Annotated in this window: 11 protein-coding genes; 6 read left to right on the forward strand and 5 right to left on the reverse strand. The window is 69.5% G+C overall.

Going from position 1 to position 15,775, the window contains the following annotated elements; translation table 11 throughout:
• Positions 1–14: 14 nt before the first annotated feature.
• Both RIC11_RS13155 and pilM read right to left on the reverse strand, forming a co-directional pair.
• A complete protein-coding gene (locus RIC11_RS13155; protein ID WP_350211965.1) occupies positions 15–1,406 on the reverse strand; it encodes a hypothetical protein in 1,392 nt (463 codons plus the stop codon).
• A 78-nt stretch (positions 1,407–1,484) separates the two neighbouring features.
• Positions 1,485–3,818: a type IV pilus assembly protein PilM gene (gene pilM, locus RIC11_RS13160; protein WP_350211966.1), complete on the reverse strand. Its 2,334-nt coding sequence runs from the start codon at positions 3,816–3,818 to the stop codon at positions 1,485–1,487.
• Positions 3,819–4,334: 516 nt separating this feature from the next.
• Between pilM and cmk the strand changes: the two genes are divergently transcribed.
• The 5 genes from cmk (at position 4,335) to RIC11_RS13185 (ending at position 10,933) form a co-directional block, all read left to right on the forward strand.
• On the forward strand, positions 4,335–4,994 hold the full coding sequence (cmk, locus tag RIC11_RS13165) for a (d)CMP kinase (RefSeq protein WP_350211968.1): 660 nt from the start codon (positions 4,335–4,337) through the stop codon (positions 4,992–4,994).
• Positions 4,995–5,678, forward strand: a complete 684-nt coding sequence (locus tag RIC11_RS13170; RefSeq protein ID WP_350211970.1) for a lysophospholipid acyltransferase family protein — start codon at positions 4,995–4,997, stop codon at positions 5,676–5,678.
• A gap of 152 nt (positions 5,679–5,830) precedes the next feature.
• The gene (locus RIC11_RS13175; RefSeq protein WP_350211972.1) at positions 5,831–7,600 is read left to right on the forward strand and encodes an FG-GAP-like repeat-containing protein; all 1,770 of its coding nucleotides are present in this window, start codon (positions 5,831–5,833) and stop codon (positions 7,598–7,600) included.
• 276 nt (positions 7,601–7,876) lie between these two features.
• Positions 7,877–9,772, forward strand: a complete 1,896-nt coding sequence (locus RIC11_RS13180; protein ID WP_350211974.1) for a 30S ribosomal protein S1 — start codon at positions 7,877–7,879, stop codon at positions 9,770–9,772.
• A gap of 267 nt (positions 9,773–10,039) precedes the next feature.
• The gene (locus RIC11_RS13185; RefSeq protein WP_350211976.1) at positions 10,040–10,933 is read left to right on the forward strand and encodes a sigma-70 family RNA polymerase sigma factor; all 894 of its coding nucleotides are present in this window, start codon (positions 10,040–10,042) and stop codon (positions 10,931–10,933) included.
• A 108-nt stretch (positions 10,934–11,041) separates the two neighbouring features.
• Here the strand turns inward: RIC11_RS13185 and RIC11_RS13190 are convergent, their stop codons facing one another.
• Together RIC11_RS13190 and RIC11_RS13195 are read right to left on the reverse strand one after the other, a co-directional pair.
• Positions 11,042–11,596, reverse strand: a complete 555-nt coding sequence (locus tag RIC11_RS13190) for a GNAT family N-acetyltransferase (protein WP_350211978.1) — start codon at positions 11,594–11,596, stop codon at positions 11,042–11,044.
• A 114-nt stretch (positions 11,597–11,710) separates the two neighbouring features.
• Entirely contained in the window at positions 11,711–12,574 is an 864-nt protein-coding gene (locus RIC11_RS13195; RefSeq protein WP_350211980.1) for a deoxyribonuclease IV, read from the reverse strand.
• A gap of 121 nt (positions 12,575–12,695) precedes the next feature.
• Here RIC11_RS13195 and RIC11_RS13200 point away from each other — a divergent pair, with 121 nt between their 5' ends.
• On the forward strand, positions 12,696–14,132 hold the full coding sequence (locus RIC11_RS13200) for a sulfatase (RefSeq protein WP_350211982.1): 1,437 nt from the start codon (positions 12,696–12,698) through the stop codon (positions 14,130–14,132).
• A gap of 32 nt (positions 14,133–14,164) precedes the next feature.
• Here RIC11_RS13200 and RIC11_RS13205 read toward each other — a convergent pair whose 3' ends face one another.
• Positions 14,165–15,721 (reverse strand): right-handed parallel beta-helix repeat-containing protein, encoded by a 1,557-nt coding sequence (locus RIC11_RS13205; RefSeq protein ID WP_350211984.1) that lies wholly within the window; start codon positions 15,719–15,721, stop codon positions 14,165–14,167.
• Between the last annotated feature and the right edge of the window lie 54 nt (positions 15,722–15,775).

The raw sequence follows: 15,775 nt of genomic DNA on the forward strand, positions 1-15,775 counted from the left end.
CCGGTGGCCCGCGGTTACTCCGCCGCGTCGAGTTGGGCGACCGCCGGGTCGGGTTGGTTGAAGATATAGACGATCCCGTGGAGGATCACGGTCCCCACAGTCGGCCGCCGCTCGAAAGCGGCCGCCGCGCCGGCGCTTGCGTTGAACGACCTCCCGGCGCGGGCGCCCTCGCCCGGGTTGAAGCGGACTTGCTCGATCTCGACCTGCAGCGGCGCGTTGGCCAGTTCCCACATCAGCGTGGGCAGCCAGCGGGTGTCCATCTCGAGGACCATCCTCACCGGCAGGCGTTTGAACTCGCGGCCGAAGCTGTAGTCGCCGGGCGTGACGGTCGTGATCGGCGCGCCGGCTTCGTCGAGGTAGCGGCCCGCGAGCAGCGCGGTCTCTGGGTCGGCGCCCTCGGGCACGGCCGCGCCGCCGCCGAACTCGCCGCCGCCGTAGCCACCCCCGCCGTACTCGCCGCCCATTCCGCCGCCGAACTCGCCGCCGCCGTACTCTCCTCCGCCGAACTCGCCGCCGCCGAACTCGCCGCCGCCGTAGCCCCCGTACTCTCCTCCACCGAACTCGCCGCCGAACCCGCCGCCGCCGCTGGCGACCTTCTCTTTCTCGGGCGCGACGATGCGTTGTTCTTCGGCGTTGCTGGGGCCGGCGGCTTGGCCCACTTTTAGCTCGACGATGGTTTGAACCGCTGCCCGTTCGCGGCGGGTCGCTCCGGTCGCTTCGTTCGTGTCGGCGATCGCTCCCAGCACGCTGGTGTAGACCCACAGGTCTTCCTGGAGGACCCAGACGGTCAACGCCGACGGCGTGGTGTCCAGGTCCAGGCGTTTCCGCAGGTCGAGCTGGTCGAGCCACTCGACGAGGTGGGTGTCTTCCGGCTCGCCATCGACTGGCCCACCGGGGCCGAACTCTCCGCCGCCCATCCCGGGGCGGGGGCCGCGGGCGCCGTCGGCCGGGATCAGGCGGGCGTCGACCTTCGCGACGAGCGACGGGAAGGCCTCGCTGATGTAGTTCTGGTAGGCGTTGCGGTTGGTGCTGCTGATCGGGTCGCCGAACCTGTCGCCCTGCACGGCGTTGATGAAACGCGGGCCGAGCTCCTCGGGCCAGATCAGCGTGGTCTCCTTCTGGATCTCGTAGAGCTTGTTCCACTCGGCGAGGACGTTCTCCGCTTGCTTGCGGACCTCTTCGCGTTGCTGGCTGTTGATGCCTTCGTTCGGCTTGAACGACGCGGTGCTGTGGGTTTTGACCTGCTGGAACTGACTCTGGATCGTCGATTTGGCCGAGTCGGTCGCGCTCGCGACCGACGCGGAGCCCGAGTACCACACGCCCGTCGCGGCGCCGACGACGATCACGGCGAGCACCCAGAAGTGGTGCTTCTTGAGCCAAGCCAAGGCGACTTTGATCTGGTCCATCGTGCTTCGTTTTGGTGGTTTGGGAGGTCGCTGCTCGGTTTTCGCTTCACGCCGGTTGGCTGGCGGGTCGCCGGCGGCTCAGAAGTCGGTCGCTAGACCTGCCGGGTCGCCCTCGGCGCCCGCGGCGGAGTCGGGGTTCATCCGCGCGTGCCGCGGCGTGGGCTTCCAGACGAACTGGACCACGAAGTCGTAACGCTGCAGCTCGATCATTTTCGGCGCCTCGGCGCCCGGCTGGTCGCCGGCGCCTTGGGGGCCGGGGCGGCCCACGGGGCCCATCCGCCGGGGGCGGCCGCCCATGGCGCCGCCCCGCGGGTCGACCTCGATCGCTTCGGGGTCGTAGACCACCGTTTCGATGCTCTTCTTGGTGACGATCACCGGGTAGCCGATGCCCAGTTCGCTGAGGGGAACCTCGACCATGGTGGGTCGCCCGTCGGGGCCGGGCGGCCCGTCGGGGAGCATGATCGAGCCGTTCAGGAGGTTGTCGACGAGCGTCTTGTTGACGAACTCGGGGCCGTTGATGTCGCCCTTCTTGTTGTGGAAGTGGTGACCGACGAGCTGCACGACCCACCCTTCGCCCGACGGGCCGCCAGCGGCGGCGCCTCCTGCGGACGGGTCGCCGAACTCGCCGCCCCCGCCGAACTCGCCGCCGCCCAAGCCTCCCTCACCGCCGCCGAATCCGCCTTCGCCCCCCATGCCGCCCGGCACGCCCCCCTCGGCGCCGGGCGGGGGGCCGCCGGCCATCGCGCCGGGGTCGCCGGCGGCCGCGCCGTCGGCGGCCTCGGCCTCGGCGCCGTCGGCCGGGGCCGAGGCGTTCTCTTGGCGGGCGCGGTCTTTTTCGGCTTCCTGCCAGATGTCGCTGACGCCGGCGAACCAGGTCGACAGGTCGGGGTAGAACTGGCAGTCGAAGGAGGTGATGTGGACCTCCTCACGGGCCATGATGTCCTCGGCGGTCGCTTCCCGCTCGCTCTCGGGGCGGGTGTCTTGCGGGACGGCCGACACGACGCCTTTCCAGAGCTCGAGCCAGAGCAGCCGGCCATCGACGTTGCTGGCGAGGTTCTCGCCGATCTGGCGTATCTCTTCGAACTTGGCGGTGACCGTGTCGTTGGCGCTCTTGAACGTTCCGACCTGCGAGTCGAGCTGCTTGGCCTCGTTCATCGGCCCCTGCCACTCGCCGTCGACATCGACGGTGCTGTAAGCGGACACGTACTGGCTGTAGTTGAGCGCGAGGCCGAGCATCAGCAGCGCCGCCGCCGCCACTGCCCAGGGCTTCTTCGAGCGGACGATCCGCTCGGTCACGATGTCGTCGGGCAGCAGGTTGGTGCCCATCTGGCCGCGGCCCAGGCCCTGCACGCAGAGGCCGTACGCAACCGGGAAGGCCAAGCGGTTCTGCTGGAACGCGGGCTGCGCGGTCACGCTGCCGCCCGACAGGTGCTCGAACTCGTCGACCAGCTTGACCGGGATCTCGAGGTTCTGGGACAAGAACCGCTGCAGGCCGGGCAGCTTCATCGCGTTGCCGATCGCGACGACCTCCTTGAGCTCGGCGCCGCGGTTGTTGCTGGTGAAGAAGCCGATCGACCGCTGGACCTCGGCCACCAGGTCGCTAAAGACCGGCCGCATCGCTTGGAACACGGCCTTGGGGTCTTCGGCCTTGGCGGCGTTCTTCTTGAGGTGCTCGGCCTTGGTGAAGGTGAGCTTGAGCTCTTTGGTGAGCGCCTTGGTGAAGTGGCTGCCGCCGATCTGGATGCTGCGTTGCCAGACGCGGAAGCCGTTGGTGATCACCAGGTCGGTCGTGTCCACGCCGAGCGACAGCAGGACCGTCGAGGGCGGGGGGTTCTCCGGGTCGAACTCCTCAGCGACCGTGTCCGAGAGGAGGTCGAAGCACGCGTAGTTGTACAACGCGAGCGGCGCAAGCTGGATGAAGTCGACCTCGATGCCCGCGCGCTGCAGCGGCTCGAGCGACCGCGCGACCTGGTCGCGCTTCATCGCGAACAGGCCGATCTCGGTCTCCAGGGCGAAGCCCTCGTCTTGGCTGCCGCCGGCCAGCGGCTGGTAGTCCCAGACCACGTCCTCGAGCTGGAACGGGATCTGTTGCCGGGCCTCGTACTTGACGATGTCGGGGATCTTCTTCTGCTCCACGGGCGGGAGCTTGATGAAGCGCGCCAGGCCCGCTTGGCCCGGGACGCTCATCGCGACCCGGTCGCCCTTGAGCTCGTTCCGCTCGAGGAAGGTCTGCAGCGCGTCGGCGACCAGCTGCTCGGGCTCCGCGTCGGGCTGGCTGAGCAGCTTCGGGTACTCGATGTACTCGAACGCGTCGACGACCAGGCGCTCGCCCGACTCGTGGGGGCGGCAGCGGAGCGCCTTCAGCGCACTCTGACCGATATCGATCCCCCAAACCGCTCCGGATTTCGCCATCGCTCGCTACGCCCCAATTACTTGTGAAAGACTGCTCGGCCCGAGCCCCGCGGGCCAAACCGCATCGCCTGCCCGCGCCGCGTTGCGATCCGGCGAGGCAGCGGGCGCCGCTCGGCACGCGTGCGGAGCGTTAGAGAAGCCGGCGCTGCGGGCCGCGGGCTGGCTCTCCCGCGAAACCGGACCCCGGTATAGCCGCGATGCCTCGGTCCTGCGCGCCGTCGCCGCTTCTCTGCTCTCCGGGGTTATCCTACTCAACCCGCGAGAAAAATGCAGCTTTCTGCCGCCCCGGGCGGGCCGCGGAGGCCCTCGCGGCCCGCAGAACCGGTTTTCCTGCTCCCCGCCCGTCCGGGACCCGCCGCGCGCGGCCGCTGGCGGGTCACTGCGGCGCCGGGTTACGATGCGGGCTTTCGTCCCGGAATAAAGCCGTTTGGTCGACCCGGATGACCCGCCCGGGCGGCGGGTTCCGCGTGGGGCGCGGCCCGGGCGGTCCCGAACTTGTCGGACGCCGCGTACAGCATGGTTGTGACCATCGACGGCCCCGCCGGCGCGGGAAAGAGCAGCGCCGCTCGGGAGCTGGCCCGGCGGCTGGGATTCCGCTTCCTCGACACCGGCTCGATGTACCGCGCGGTCACGCTCGCGGCGATCGAGCGGGGCATGGACTTGCGCGACGCGCGGTCGCTAGAGCGGGTGGCCGACGAGGTGACGATCGAGCTGGTCGATGAGAGGGTCCTGCTCGATGGCCGCGATGTCACGAGCCAGATCAGGACCGTCGAGATCACCAACGCGGTCCGGCACGCCGCCGACAACCCGGGCGTCCGCGCGCGCTTGGTGCGGCAGCAGCGGCAATTCGCCCAGGGCCGCGACATCGTCACCGAGGGGCGCGACCAGTCGACGGTGGTCTTCCCCGACGCCGGGTGCAAGATTTACCTGACCGCCAGCGAGGAGGTCCGAGCCGAACGGCGGTACCTGGACCTGGTGGCCCGCGGCGAGCACGTCACCCGCAGCGGGGTGCTCAGCGCCCAACGCACCCGCGACGACGGCGACGCCACCCGGGCGGTCGGCGCGCTGGTCAAGGCTCACGACGCGATCGAGGTCTCGACCGACGGCATGACGCAAGAGCAGGTCGTCCAGCGGCTGATGGAACTCGTGAACGACCGGCGGCAGGCAGGAAACTAGATGAGTCGCACGGGGCAAAAGGCCGGCGACCCGCCGCCCACCTACCGACGCGGGCCGCTGAAGGCCGCTTGGTACTGGCTCAGCAGCGTGGCGCTGTGGACCGCCTTCAAGCTGCTCTACCGGCTCCGCATCGAGGGACAAGCCAATGTCCCGCTCGAGGGCCCGGTTGTGTTGCTGGCGAACCACACGAGCCACTTCGACCCGGCGATCATCGGCGGCGCCACCCGGCGGCAGCTCAGCGCCCTCGCCCGCGACACGCTCTTCGTCGGTCCCTTCGGCTGGCTGATCCGGTCGTACGACGCGGTGCCAGTCGACCGCGAGGGGGCGAGCCTCGCCGGCGTGCGGGCGACGCTCAAGCGTCTGAAGCAGGGCGGCGCGGTCCTGTTGTTCCCCGAGGGGACCCGGTCCGCGGACGGCGAGCTGCAGGCGTTCAAGCCCGGGTTCGTGGCGCTGGTGCGGCGTTCCGGAGCGACGATCGTGCCGGTGGGCATCGCCGGCGCTCACGAAGCGTGGCCCAAGCACCGGTCGCGGGCTCGCCTGGGCGAGCGGATCGCCGTGGTCTACGGGGCGCCCCTCAGCAGCGAGCAAGCCGGCGACTGCGACGACTCCCGTTTGGTCGAGCTGAGCCGCCAGCGAGTCGAGGAGGCGCTCGACGCCGCCCGCCGGCTCGGGGGCGGTGGCTGAGCCGGATCGGTGACCGACCGGTTTGTCTCGGGGCCGGATGGTCTCCGGCTGCGGTGCACACGCGCCCGCGTGCGGTTACGATGAGCCCGGCCGCGGCGATCTGTCTTCGGCTGCGCCAGCCGACCCGCCACCTCCCCCAACGCGACGCCATTATGAAGGCCATTCTCTTCGCGGCCACGCTGTCGGCGCTGGTGCTGGCGGCCGCCGACGCCCGCGCCGGCTTCACCGAGGCGGGGGCCGCTCTGTTGGGCGCGAACCACGACAGCCGCAGCGCGTCGCTCGCGGACTTCGACAACGACGGCGACCTCGACCTGTTCTTCCAAGGGGGAGGGGAGTCGCAGCGGCTGTACGCGAACGGCCTCTACGGCGGCGCGGGGTTCGGATTCTCGGACGCGTCGGGCCTGCTGCCCGCGGGCCTGAGCCCGTCGTGGAGCGCCGCGTGGGCCGACATCAACGGCGACCGCCGGGTCGACGTGTTCGTGGGCCAGTCGAATATTTTCGACACCGGCGACGTGCTCCTCAATCAGGGCCCTTCGGGCTTCGCGAACGCCAGCCCGTTCCTCGGCCTCGACGACCCGGGCTTCCACCAGAACGTCGCGTGGAACGACATCGACCGCGACAACGACCTCGACCTGCTCATCGGCATGGAGGGGCCCGACCAGAAGCACGAGATCTACCTGCAGCAAGCGTCCGGCGCGTTTACGCCGGTCGGCGCCGCGGTGGGCTTCCAGCCGGGCATCGGCACGAAGGCCTACGGGATGGCCCTCGGCGACACCGACGGCGACGGCGACACCGACGTGTACATCTCGACCTGCCGCGGCAACAACTTCATCGAGAACCACTTCCTCGAGAATCAACTCGCCGAGACCGGCACGCTGAGCTTCGTCGACATCGCCGATAGCAACGGCACGCAGTTCGTCCGCAACAGCTACGGGACCTCTTTCCACGACTTCGACGACGACGGCGACCTCGACCTCTTCATGGTCGGCGCCGACAGCCAGCTGACGAAGATCTTCCGCAACGACGGCGGCAACCAGTTCACCGACGTCGACCAGATCAACGGCCACCCCCTGCTCAGCGACACGTCGGGCGACCTCAACGGCGGCCGGGCGGTCGACTACGACAACGACGGCGACCTCGACCTGTTCTTCCACGACAACCAGCCCAAGAACGGCAAGAACGCGGCCCGCAAGCTGTACCGCAACGACGGCGACTGGACGTTTACCGACGTGACGGTCGCCGAGGGGCTGCACGAGCTAAATCGCGGCTCGTACGACAGCACGTGGGGCGACCTCGACCGCGACGGCGACCAAGACCTCGTCGCCACGACCGACGCCGCCTGGAACGAGCGGATCTACCTCAGCGACGAGTCCGAGAACGGCGCCCACTGGCTGTACGTCGAACTCGAGGGGCCCGACGAGAACTCGACCGGCGTGGGCGCCACGCTCTACGCGACCCTCGCCGCCGGCACGCCCCACGAGCGCACCCTTCGCCGCGAGGCCAACACCAGCGCCGGCACGTTCAACCAGAGCGACCTGCCCGTGCACTTCGGCCTCGGCGGGTTCGACGAGGTCTCCCAGCTGCGGGTCGTATGGACCGACGGGCGCGTGCAGGTGATCGCGGGTGTCGAGGCCAATCGGTACCTGACGGTCGACTACGCCGACTTGCTGCCGGGCGACTACAACGGCGACGGCCGCGTCGACGCGGCCGACTACTCGGTGTGGCGCGACCAAGAGGGGTACGCGATGGCCGGGGCGGCCTCGGACAGCAACGGCGACATCCGGGTCGACGCCGCGGACTACGGCGCCTGGGCCGACAACTACGGCGCCGCGTCGGGCGTGGCGGTCCCCGAAGCCGCCGCCGCCACGCTCGGCCTCTGGGCCGCGTTGGCCGCGTCCGCCGCGGCCCGACGGCGTTCGTGAGGCCGGCATCAGCCGGCGTGGCGGGGTGGGCGTGGTGACATTGTGCTAGCGAGCGGCGCGCGTTAAGCTCGCGGGCTTAACCGAGCCGATTCCCCCGGAACGTCTCCGGTGGGCCGCGTGTCGCGCTCGCTTGCTGCCTCTAACCCTCTACTGCCGCCGGCCCCATCTCTGCCGCGGCGACGCGCCTCCCCGTGTTTGGAAGTGTCTCCCCCAGCGCACCGCTGCGGGGCGAGGTCGTGTCGCGCTGGATCGCCGGGAGTGTCGGCCCGAATCTTTATGGTCAACCGAAATCTGCTGCACGAGTACGACGTTTCCGACGAGGACTTGGTCGCCGTGATGGGCGCCGAGGACGCGATCGACGAGTCCGCCTGGCTCGAGGGCGAGGACGTGTCGATCAACCAGATCGTTGAGGGGCGGGTGATCCGCGTCGACAACGAGTACGTGGTCGTCGACGTCGGCTACAAGAGCGAAGGCCTCATCCCGTTGTCGGAGTGGGAGCCGGAGATCGAGGAGGACCCGTACGGGCACGACCCCGAAGCCACGGAGATAGAGCCGCAAGAGACGCCCGAGCCCGAGCCGCCGCCCGAGCCGGGCGACATCATCCGCGTGCTCGTGGAGGACGTGGAAGACGTCATCGGCCGGCACGACGACCGTGGCATGCTGGTCCTCTCCAAGCGCAAGGCGGAGCGGATCGAGCAGTGGATGAGCGTCATGTCGGACGTCCAAGAGGGGGACGTCGTGAGCGGCTCGGTGATCCGCAAGATCAAGGGCGGCCTGTTGGTCGACATCGGCGTGAACGTGTTCCTGCCGGCCAGCCAGGTCGACATCCGGCGGCCGCACGACATCGGCGAGTACATCGGCAAAGAGATCCAGTGCATGGTTCTCAAGATCGACGAGGAACGCCGCAACATCGTCGTCAGCCGCCGCAGCCTGATCGAGCAAGAGCGCGCGAAGAAGAAGGCCGAGCTGCTCAAGACCCTCGCCGTGGGCGACGTCCGCAAGGGCGTGGTGAAGAACATCGCCGACTTCGGCGCGTTCGTCGACCTGGGCGGCATCGACGGCCTGCTGCACATCACCGACATGAGCTGGGGCCGCATCTCGCACCCGAGCGAGATGGTCAAGATCGAGGACGAGCTGGAGGTGATGGTCCTCCACATCGACTACGAGCGTGAGAAGATCGCGCTGGGCCTGAAGCAGAAGTCCCCGAGCCCGTGGGAGAAGGTCCCCACCACCTACCCGGTCGGCACCCGCGTGAAGGGCCAGGTCGTCAACGTGATGAGCTACGGCGCGTTCGTGAAGCTCGAGGACGGCATCGAGGGCCTCGTGCACATCTCGGAGATGAGCTGGACGAAGCGGATCAGCCACCCGAGCGAGCTGGTGCAGGTCGACGACGAGGTCGAGGTCGTCGTGCTCGGCATCAACAAGGAGAAGCAAGAGATCTCCTTGGGCATGAAGCAGACGCAGGACAACCCGTGGGACAAGGTCGCTGACCGCTACCCGCCGGGCGCCGACGTGGAGGGCCGCGTGCGGAACCTGACCAACTACGGCGCGTTCATCGAGATCGAGGAGGGCATCGACGGGCTGCTGCACGTGTCCGACATGAGCTGGACGCGCAAGGTCAGCCACCCGAGCGAGGTCGTCGAGAAGGGCCAGATGCTCAAGTGCAAGATCCTCTCGGTCGACACCGAGCGGCGCCGGATCGCGCTGGGCATGAAGCAGCTCGACGAGGACCCCTGGACCAGCGACATCCCCAACCGCTTCCAGCCGGGCGACCTGGTCAAGGGCAAGGTCACGAAGATCACGAACTTCGGCGTGTTCGTCGGCCTGGAGGACGGCCTGGAGGGCCTGCTGCACGTGTCCGAGCTGTCCGACCAGAAGATCGAGAACCCCGAAGAGGTCTGCAGCGTCGGCGACGAGATGGAGGTCAAGATCCTCCGCGTCGACACCGACGAGCGCAAGATCGGCCTCTCCCGGAAGCGGGTCGATTGGGCCGAGGAAGAGGCCGGCGCCGGCGACGACTCGACCGTCGCCCAGGTCACCCCTTCCGCATCGGCCGAGAACCTCAAGGGCGGCATCGGGTCGGGCGAGGGGCCGCTGTTCAAGGCCCCCTCGGCCCAACCGAGCGAGCCCGAAGAGGGCGACTCCGAGTCGGCCGAGAAGCCGCAAGAGTAAGCCGGACCGACAGGCCGGGCGGACACACGCTGCGACCGTCAAACGCGTCACAAAGGGCGCCGCGGGGACAACCCGCGGCGCCCTTTTTCTGTTTCCCCGGCCGCCCCGCGCCACGCGACCAGCTCAGGCGGCTGACCCGCACAAGCGGCGTAGCGGGCGCGGTTTCTCTATGCGTGCAGGCTTGCCGCGGGGGCGAACGATAACACCAGCTAGCACCCGCCGCCGGTCCGCGCCCTCCCCACCCGAACCGCTCGCTCCCCGCTCGCTATGCCCGCCGCCGTAAAGAAACGCGCCGTGAACGATTCGGCTGTCCAAACGCCGCTCGAGACCTACCTGCGCGAGATCAACGAGACCCGCTTGTTGACCGCCGCGGAAGAGAAGGAGTTGGCCGTGGCGATCGGCAACGGTGACCTCGCCGCCCGAGACCGGATGGTCCGGGCGAACCTGCGGCTGGTGGTGAACATCGCGCGGGGCTACGCGGGCAAGGGCCTCGGGCTGCAGGACCTGATCGAGGAGGGCAACCTCGGCCTGCTGCGGGCCGTGGAGGGATTCGACCCGGCGGTCGGGACCCGCTTCAGCACCTACGCCAGCTACTGGATCAAGCAGTCGATCAAGCGGGCGCTGATCAACACGGGCAAGACGATCCGCATCCCGGCCTACATGGTCGAGCTGCTGAGCAAGTGGCGGCGGGCGTCGGCGCGGCTGACCGAGGAGCTCGACCGCACGCCGACCCCCGAGGAGATCGCCCGCGTGCTGGGGCTGCCGAAGAAGAAGCTGCCGATCATCAAGAAGGCGATCAAGATCTACAACGCGACGCCGCAGACCGACCAGACCGAAGCCGGCTGGACGCTGGGCGACATGGTCATGGACGAGGGCCAGCTCTCGCCCGACGAGCGGATGGTCGAGTCCGACAGCCTCCGCCACGTGCTCAAGATGCTCGACCGCATGGAGCCGCGGGAGTCGACGATCCTCCGCTTGCGGTTCGGCCTCGGGGGGGTTGAGCCGAAGACCCTCAAGGAGATCGGCGAGCAGCTCGGTCTGACCCGCGAGCGCGTGCGACAGATCGAGACCGAGGCCCTGGCGAAGATGGCCGCCAGCCTCGACGACCCGCGCGACGCCGCGCGGCTGTTCGGGGCCGATCTTGCGGACGACGCGGGCTGAACCGCCCCCCGCGGCTTGCGAGGGTCACGGACAGCCGGGGGGACGCCGGGAGGGGTGAGGCGGCGGGCCGGTGGGGGGCGCGGCCCGGAGGCCGCGCCGGCGGACGGGCTACGCGTACTGCGCTTCGACCGCGCGGTACATCGTCTTGACCCGCACGAAGCCGAGCGACTCGTACATCCGCACCGCGGTCGCGTTGGTGGCGGTCACCTCGAGGGTCGCGCGCAGCAGGCCCGCTTCGCGGAACGCCACCAGCGCGGCGGTGACCAGCGCCGCCCCCAGCCCCAGCCCCCGCGCCGACGGCGCCACGCCGACGTTCTGGATGCTGCCGTACCGCGGCGTGACGCGGACCGCCTGGATCGTGCCGACCGGCTCCGCCACTCCGGTCGCGTCGGCGCGCTCGGCCAGCCACGTCGCCTGCGGCATGAAGCCCGGCTTGCCGGCGATCTCTTCCATCAGACGCAGGCAACCGTCCTCGTCGGCCAGGCAGCCGAACACGCGCGAGTCGACCTCGTCGCGGAACGCGGCGTGCTTCGCCTCGGCGTGGTCGAGCAACAACTCGTCCGACCAGCCGACCAAACGGTAGCCCAGCGGCAACCGGGGCCGGTCAAACCGGCGACGCACGCTCGCGTCCATCCGGTATCGCTTGTAGTACGTGACGCTCACGGCGGGCCGCTTCGGGGCGACGGGACCTCTGTCCAGCGAATCTACCGCGGGCGACCCGGCCGGTCAAAAACGAAACTACAAGCCGGCGGTCCGGATCGGCCGGTTCGGCGGGTCCTACCGTCGAGCCGACACAAGCTCCCTCAACGCCCGCAGGTTGACCACGTCCAAGTCGACGCCGTCCTCTTCCCCTTTTGGGGTTTCCAGGTACATCGGCGTGCTGCGAAACCGCCGGTCGTTGAGCAGGTGGCGGAACGGCTCGAGCCCCATCTCGCCGCGGCCGATCGCCGCGTGCCGGTCCACGCGCGACCCCAGCGGCTTGAGCGAGTCGTTCAGGTGAAACGCCTTGACCCGGTCGCACCCGACCGTCCTGTCGAGGCGGCGCATCGTGGCCAGGTAGTCCTTGCGGTCGGCCATCGCGTAACCGGCGGCGAACACGTGGCACGTGTCGAAGCACACGCCCAAACGGTCGGGGTCCCCCGCCAGCGAGAGGATCTCGGCCAGGTGCTCGAACCGCCAGCCGAGGTTCGTCCCTTGTCCGGCGGTGGTCTCTAGCAAGACCCGCGAGTTCAGCGAGCCGGTCTGGGCGTGGATCTCGTCGAGCGCCGCCGCGATCCGGCGCAGGCCGGCCTCTTCGCTGCTGGTGGTGTACGCGCCGGGGTGGGCGACCACGTACGGCACGCCGAGCGCGTCGGCCCGTTGGAGCTCGACGACCATCGCGTCGATCGACTTGCGCCACAGCTCCGCGTCGGGCGAGGCCAGGTTGATCAGGTACGAGTTGTGGGCGATCGGGTGTTCGACGCGCAGCTCGCGCAGCGCCGCGGCGAACCGCTCGCAGTCCTCGGCCCGCAGCTCCTTGGCGGCCCACTGGTTGTTGTTCTTCGTGAACAGCTGAACGCAGTCGCACCCGGCCCGGTGCGCGGCCTCGACCGCGCGGTAGAGCCCGCCGGCGATCGACATGTGAGCGCCCAAATGTGGCATGGTTTTTCTCTCTGGGTGGCGATAGCCGCTACGGCGCCGGCTAGGCTAGGCTAAGCGCGGCTAGCGGGCGATCCTCGAACGACGGCCCGCGCACGACCGCCCCTACCGCCGCAACACACCGATGACGCGTCTCCGACTCATCCTCTGGCTCAGCTGCACCCCCTTTTTGCTCGGGGGCGTGTGGTGCAGGCCCGCCCGGGCGGCAGAGCGCCCCAACGTGTTGATGATCTGGGTCGACGACCTGCGGCCAGAAATCGCCTGCTTCGGCGAGAGGAGCGTCGACACGCCAAACCTGGACCGGCTCGCCCGCCGTGCGGTGCGGTTCGAGCGTGGCTATTGCAACGTGCCGGTGTGCGGCGCATCGAGGGCGTCGGTGATGACCGGGCTCCGGGCCACGCCGGACCGGTTCAAGACCTACTACGCCCGCGCCGACCGCGACGCCCCCGAAGCCCAGCCGCTGCACAAGCGTCTGAAAGAGGCCGGCTACCACACCGTGTCGATCGGCAAGGTTTTCCACGTCAAGGCGGACCACGCCGATGGCTGGGACGAAAACTCCCGGCCTCGTGGCAAGATGGCTTACGCCTCGCCGGCGGGCCGTGGCGCCGCCTACACCACGCCCGACAACCGTCGGCTCGCGACCGAGGCGGCCGAGGACGGCCGCCGCGGCCCGCCGTGGGAGGTCGCGCCGGTCGACGATCAGCAGCTGCCTGACGGCCACGTCGCCGCCGCTGCGTGCGACGCGATCCGCCGCCTCGCCGGTGCGGAGCAGCCGTTCTTCATCGCGGCCGGGTTCTGGAAGCCCCACCTGCCGTTCGTCGCGCCCGAGGCTTACTGGGAGGGCCACGACCCCGCAGCGATCGCGCTGCCTGACAACTTTGACACGAGGCCCTCGGCGCCAGCCGCGGCCTTCACCAACTGGGGCGAACTGCGAGCGTACGCCGGCATCCCGCGTCGGGGCCAGGTCGACCGCGACACCGCGCGGCGGCTGATCGCGGGCTACCGCGCGTGCGTCGAGTTCGTCGACGCGCAGATCGGGAAAGTCCTCGACCAACTGGAGCACAGCGGCGCCGCCCGCAACACGGTGGTGCTCCTGCTCGGCGACCACGGCTGGAACCTGGGCGAGCACGGCATGTGGTGCAAACACTGCCTGTTCGAGACCTCGATGCGCACCCCGCTGCTGATCGCCGCGCCGACGCTGTCGGGCTTCAACGGCGACCAAGCGCACGACACGCTGGTCGAGTTCGTCGATATCTACCCGACGGTGTGCCAGCTGTGCGGCGTCCGACCGCCAGCAGGTCTGCCGGGCGTGAGCCTCGTTCCGACGCTGCGCGACCCGGCTGCGCGACCCCGGCGATGGGCCGTCGGGCGATTCCACACCGGCGAGACCATCCGCACCGACCGCTACCGCTACTCCGTCTACCCGGAAAAGAGCGGCGTAGCCCAGCACATGCTCTACGACCACGAGACCGACGAGAGCGAAGATCACAACCTCGCCGACGACCCTCGTTTCGCCAAAATCGTCGCCGAACTACGTTCGACGCTTCAATCGGAGCGCTGACAAATCGGCCGCCGGTCGATGAAGCGTAAGACTCAGCTTCGCGCGTTGTGGTCGTGTGCCCCCCGCCGCCGGCCGGCGCGACCAGCCGCGGCGCCTCGAGTCACGACGAGCGAAACCCCAAGAGCCGCCAGCACGCCGCCGGCCGGTTCGGGCGTGGTGGCGGCGGGCGGGCCGACGGGGTCGAAGCGGCTGGCCCAGACCCCGTAGTCGCCCGGCAGGAACCCCTCGCCGAGGCCGTCGCGCCACAGCGTGTAGTCGGCCGCGTCCAGCCGGCCATCGCTGTTGTAGTCCCCCAGCAGGCCGCTCTCGTACGCGCCCAGGTCGGGCGCCAGGCCGCTGAACGGCAGGCCGACGTTCTTGCCCGCGTCGATCAGGTTGCTGCCGGGCGCCAGGCGCAAGAAGTCGCTGGAGGGCAGGCTGCCATCGGCGTTCCGCGGGCCGCGGGCGATCGCGTCGTCGAGCGAGAGGAAGTCCGCCGCGCTGGCCGGGATGCCGTTCCACGTGTTGAACCCGTCGTCTACGCCGGAGTCGAACCGGTCCGAGTTCCGCCCGAGCAGGCTGACGTTGTTGGTCAGCTCGTGCTGGTTGAGGGTCTCGAACGACTCCTCGTCGAACTGCCAGTTGCGTCCCGAGTTGAAGACCGTCGCGTTGTTCACCGCCACGCCGAAGCCGTTGCCGTTGACGTCGATCCCGCGGACCTGGTTGTCCCACACGACCACACGGTTCAGCACGTGGGGGCCGCCGTCTTGGCCGAGCTTGAAGCCGTTGCCGTCGCCGTTGAACGAGCTGGGCGTGAGGTCGTTTTGTTCCAGCGCATCGACGTCGTAGAACCGATCGATCAGCCTGCCGTTGTCGAAGGCCCACGAGTCCTCGACCAGCACGCCGCCGTCGGTCGACTCCCACATGTCCCAGCCGTCGTCGGAGTTGCCCCACGCCCGCGCGCCGCGCACCACGTTGCCCGGGCCGAGGTCCTCGAACTTGATCGCGAACCCGTCGGCGTTCTCGCCGTTGTTCGACGGGTCGTAATTCTCGTACGAGTCGGCGTTGAGGATCAGGTTGTGCGACGCGGTCCCGCTGAGCTGCAGCCCCGAGTCGCCGTTCCATCGGGTGACCATCCGCTCGAACACGCCCCGGTTGGCGCCGCTCCACAGGCCGTTGTCGCGCGCGTTCTGGATCGTCAGGCCGCGCAGGTGCAGCCAGTCGGCGCCCTGGTCGATCTGGATGCCCCGCCCGCTAGAGGAGCCCCACAGGCCGTTGGACATCGAAGAGAAGTCGAGCACCGGCGCCTCGTCGGCGTAGGCCCAGACCCGGACCGGCGCGGCGGCCGAGCCGGCTGCGCTGCTGCGGAACCTGACCATCGAGCCGAGGCTGTACTCCCCCCCGCGCACGTACAGCGTGTCGCCAGGGTCCAGCCGACCGATCGCGTAGTCGAACGTTCCCCAAGGCGCGTCGATCGCGCCGGAGCCCGCGTTGCTCCCGCCGGGGGCGATGAAGTACTCGGCCGCGGCCGAAGCGGCGCCGGTCGCCGCGAGGAGGGCCGCCGAAAGCGCAGCGGTGGCCGGTAGGCTCTTCAACATCGAGAGTCGCATGGAGGGCTCGTCGTAGGAACTCTGTTCCGTGGGCTGGCTGGCCGCCAGCGGGCT

This window comes from Botrimarina sp. (assembly GCF_040219535.1).
GTDB lineage: Bacteria > Planctomycetota > Planctomycetia > Pirellulales > Lacipirellulaceae > Botrimarina.

Bases quoted from the DNA above. Each gene is read 5' to 3' on its own strand.
- RIC11_RS13155 (WP_350211965.1), bottom strand. From the start codon at position 1,406: ATGGACCAGATCAAAGTCGCCTTGGCTTGGCTCAAGAAGCACCACTTC.
- pilM (WP_350211966.1), bottom strand. From the start codon at position 3,818: ATGGCGAAATCCGGAGCGGTTTGGGGGATCGATATCGGTCAGAGTGCG.
- cmk (WP_350211968.1), top strand. From the start codon at position 4,335: ATGGTTGTGACCATCGACGGCCCCGCCGGCGCGGGAAAGAGCAGCGCC.
- RIC11_RS13170 (WP_350211970.1), top strand. From the start codon at position 4,995: ATGAGTCGCACGGGGCAAAAGGCCGGCGACCCGCCGCCCACCTACCGA.
- RIC11_RS13175 (WP_350211972.1), top strand. From the start codon at position 5,831: ATGAAGGCCATTCTCTTCGCGGCCACGCTGTCGGCGCTGGTGCTGGCG.
- RIC11_RS13180 (WP_350211974.1), top strand. From the start codon at position 7,877: ATGGTCAACCGAAATCTGCTGCACGAGTACGACGTTTCCGACGAGGAC.
- RIC11_RS13185 (WP_350211976.1), top strand. From the start codon at position 10,040: ATGCCCGCCGCCGTAAAGAAACGCGCCGTGAACGATTCGGCTGTCCAA.
- RIC11_RS13195 (WP_350211980.1), bottom strand. From the start codon at position 12,574: ATGCCACATTTGGGCGCTCACATGTCGATCGCCGGCGGGCTCTACCGC.
- RIC11_RS13200 (WP_350211982.1), top strand. From the start codon at position 12,696: ATGACGCGTCTCCGACTCATCCTCTGGCTCAGCTGCACCCCCTTTTTG.
- RIC11_RS13205 (WP_350211984.1), bottom strand. From the start codon at position 15,721: ATGCGACTCTCGATGTTGAAGAGCCTACCGGCCACCGCTGCGCTTTCG.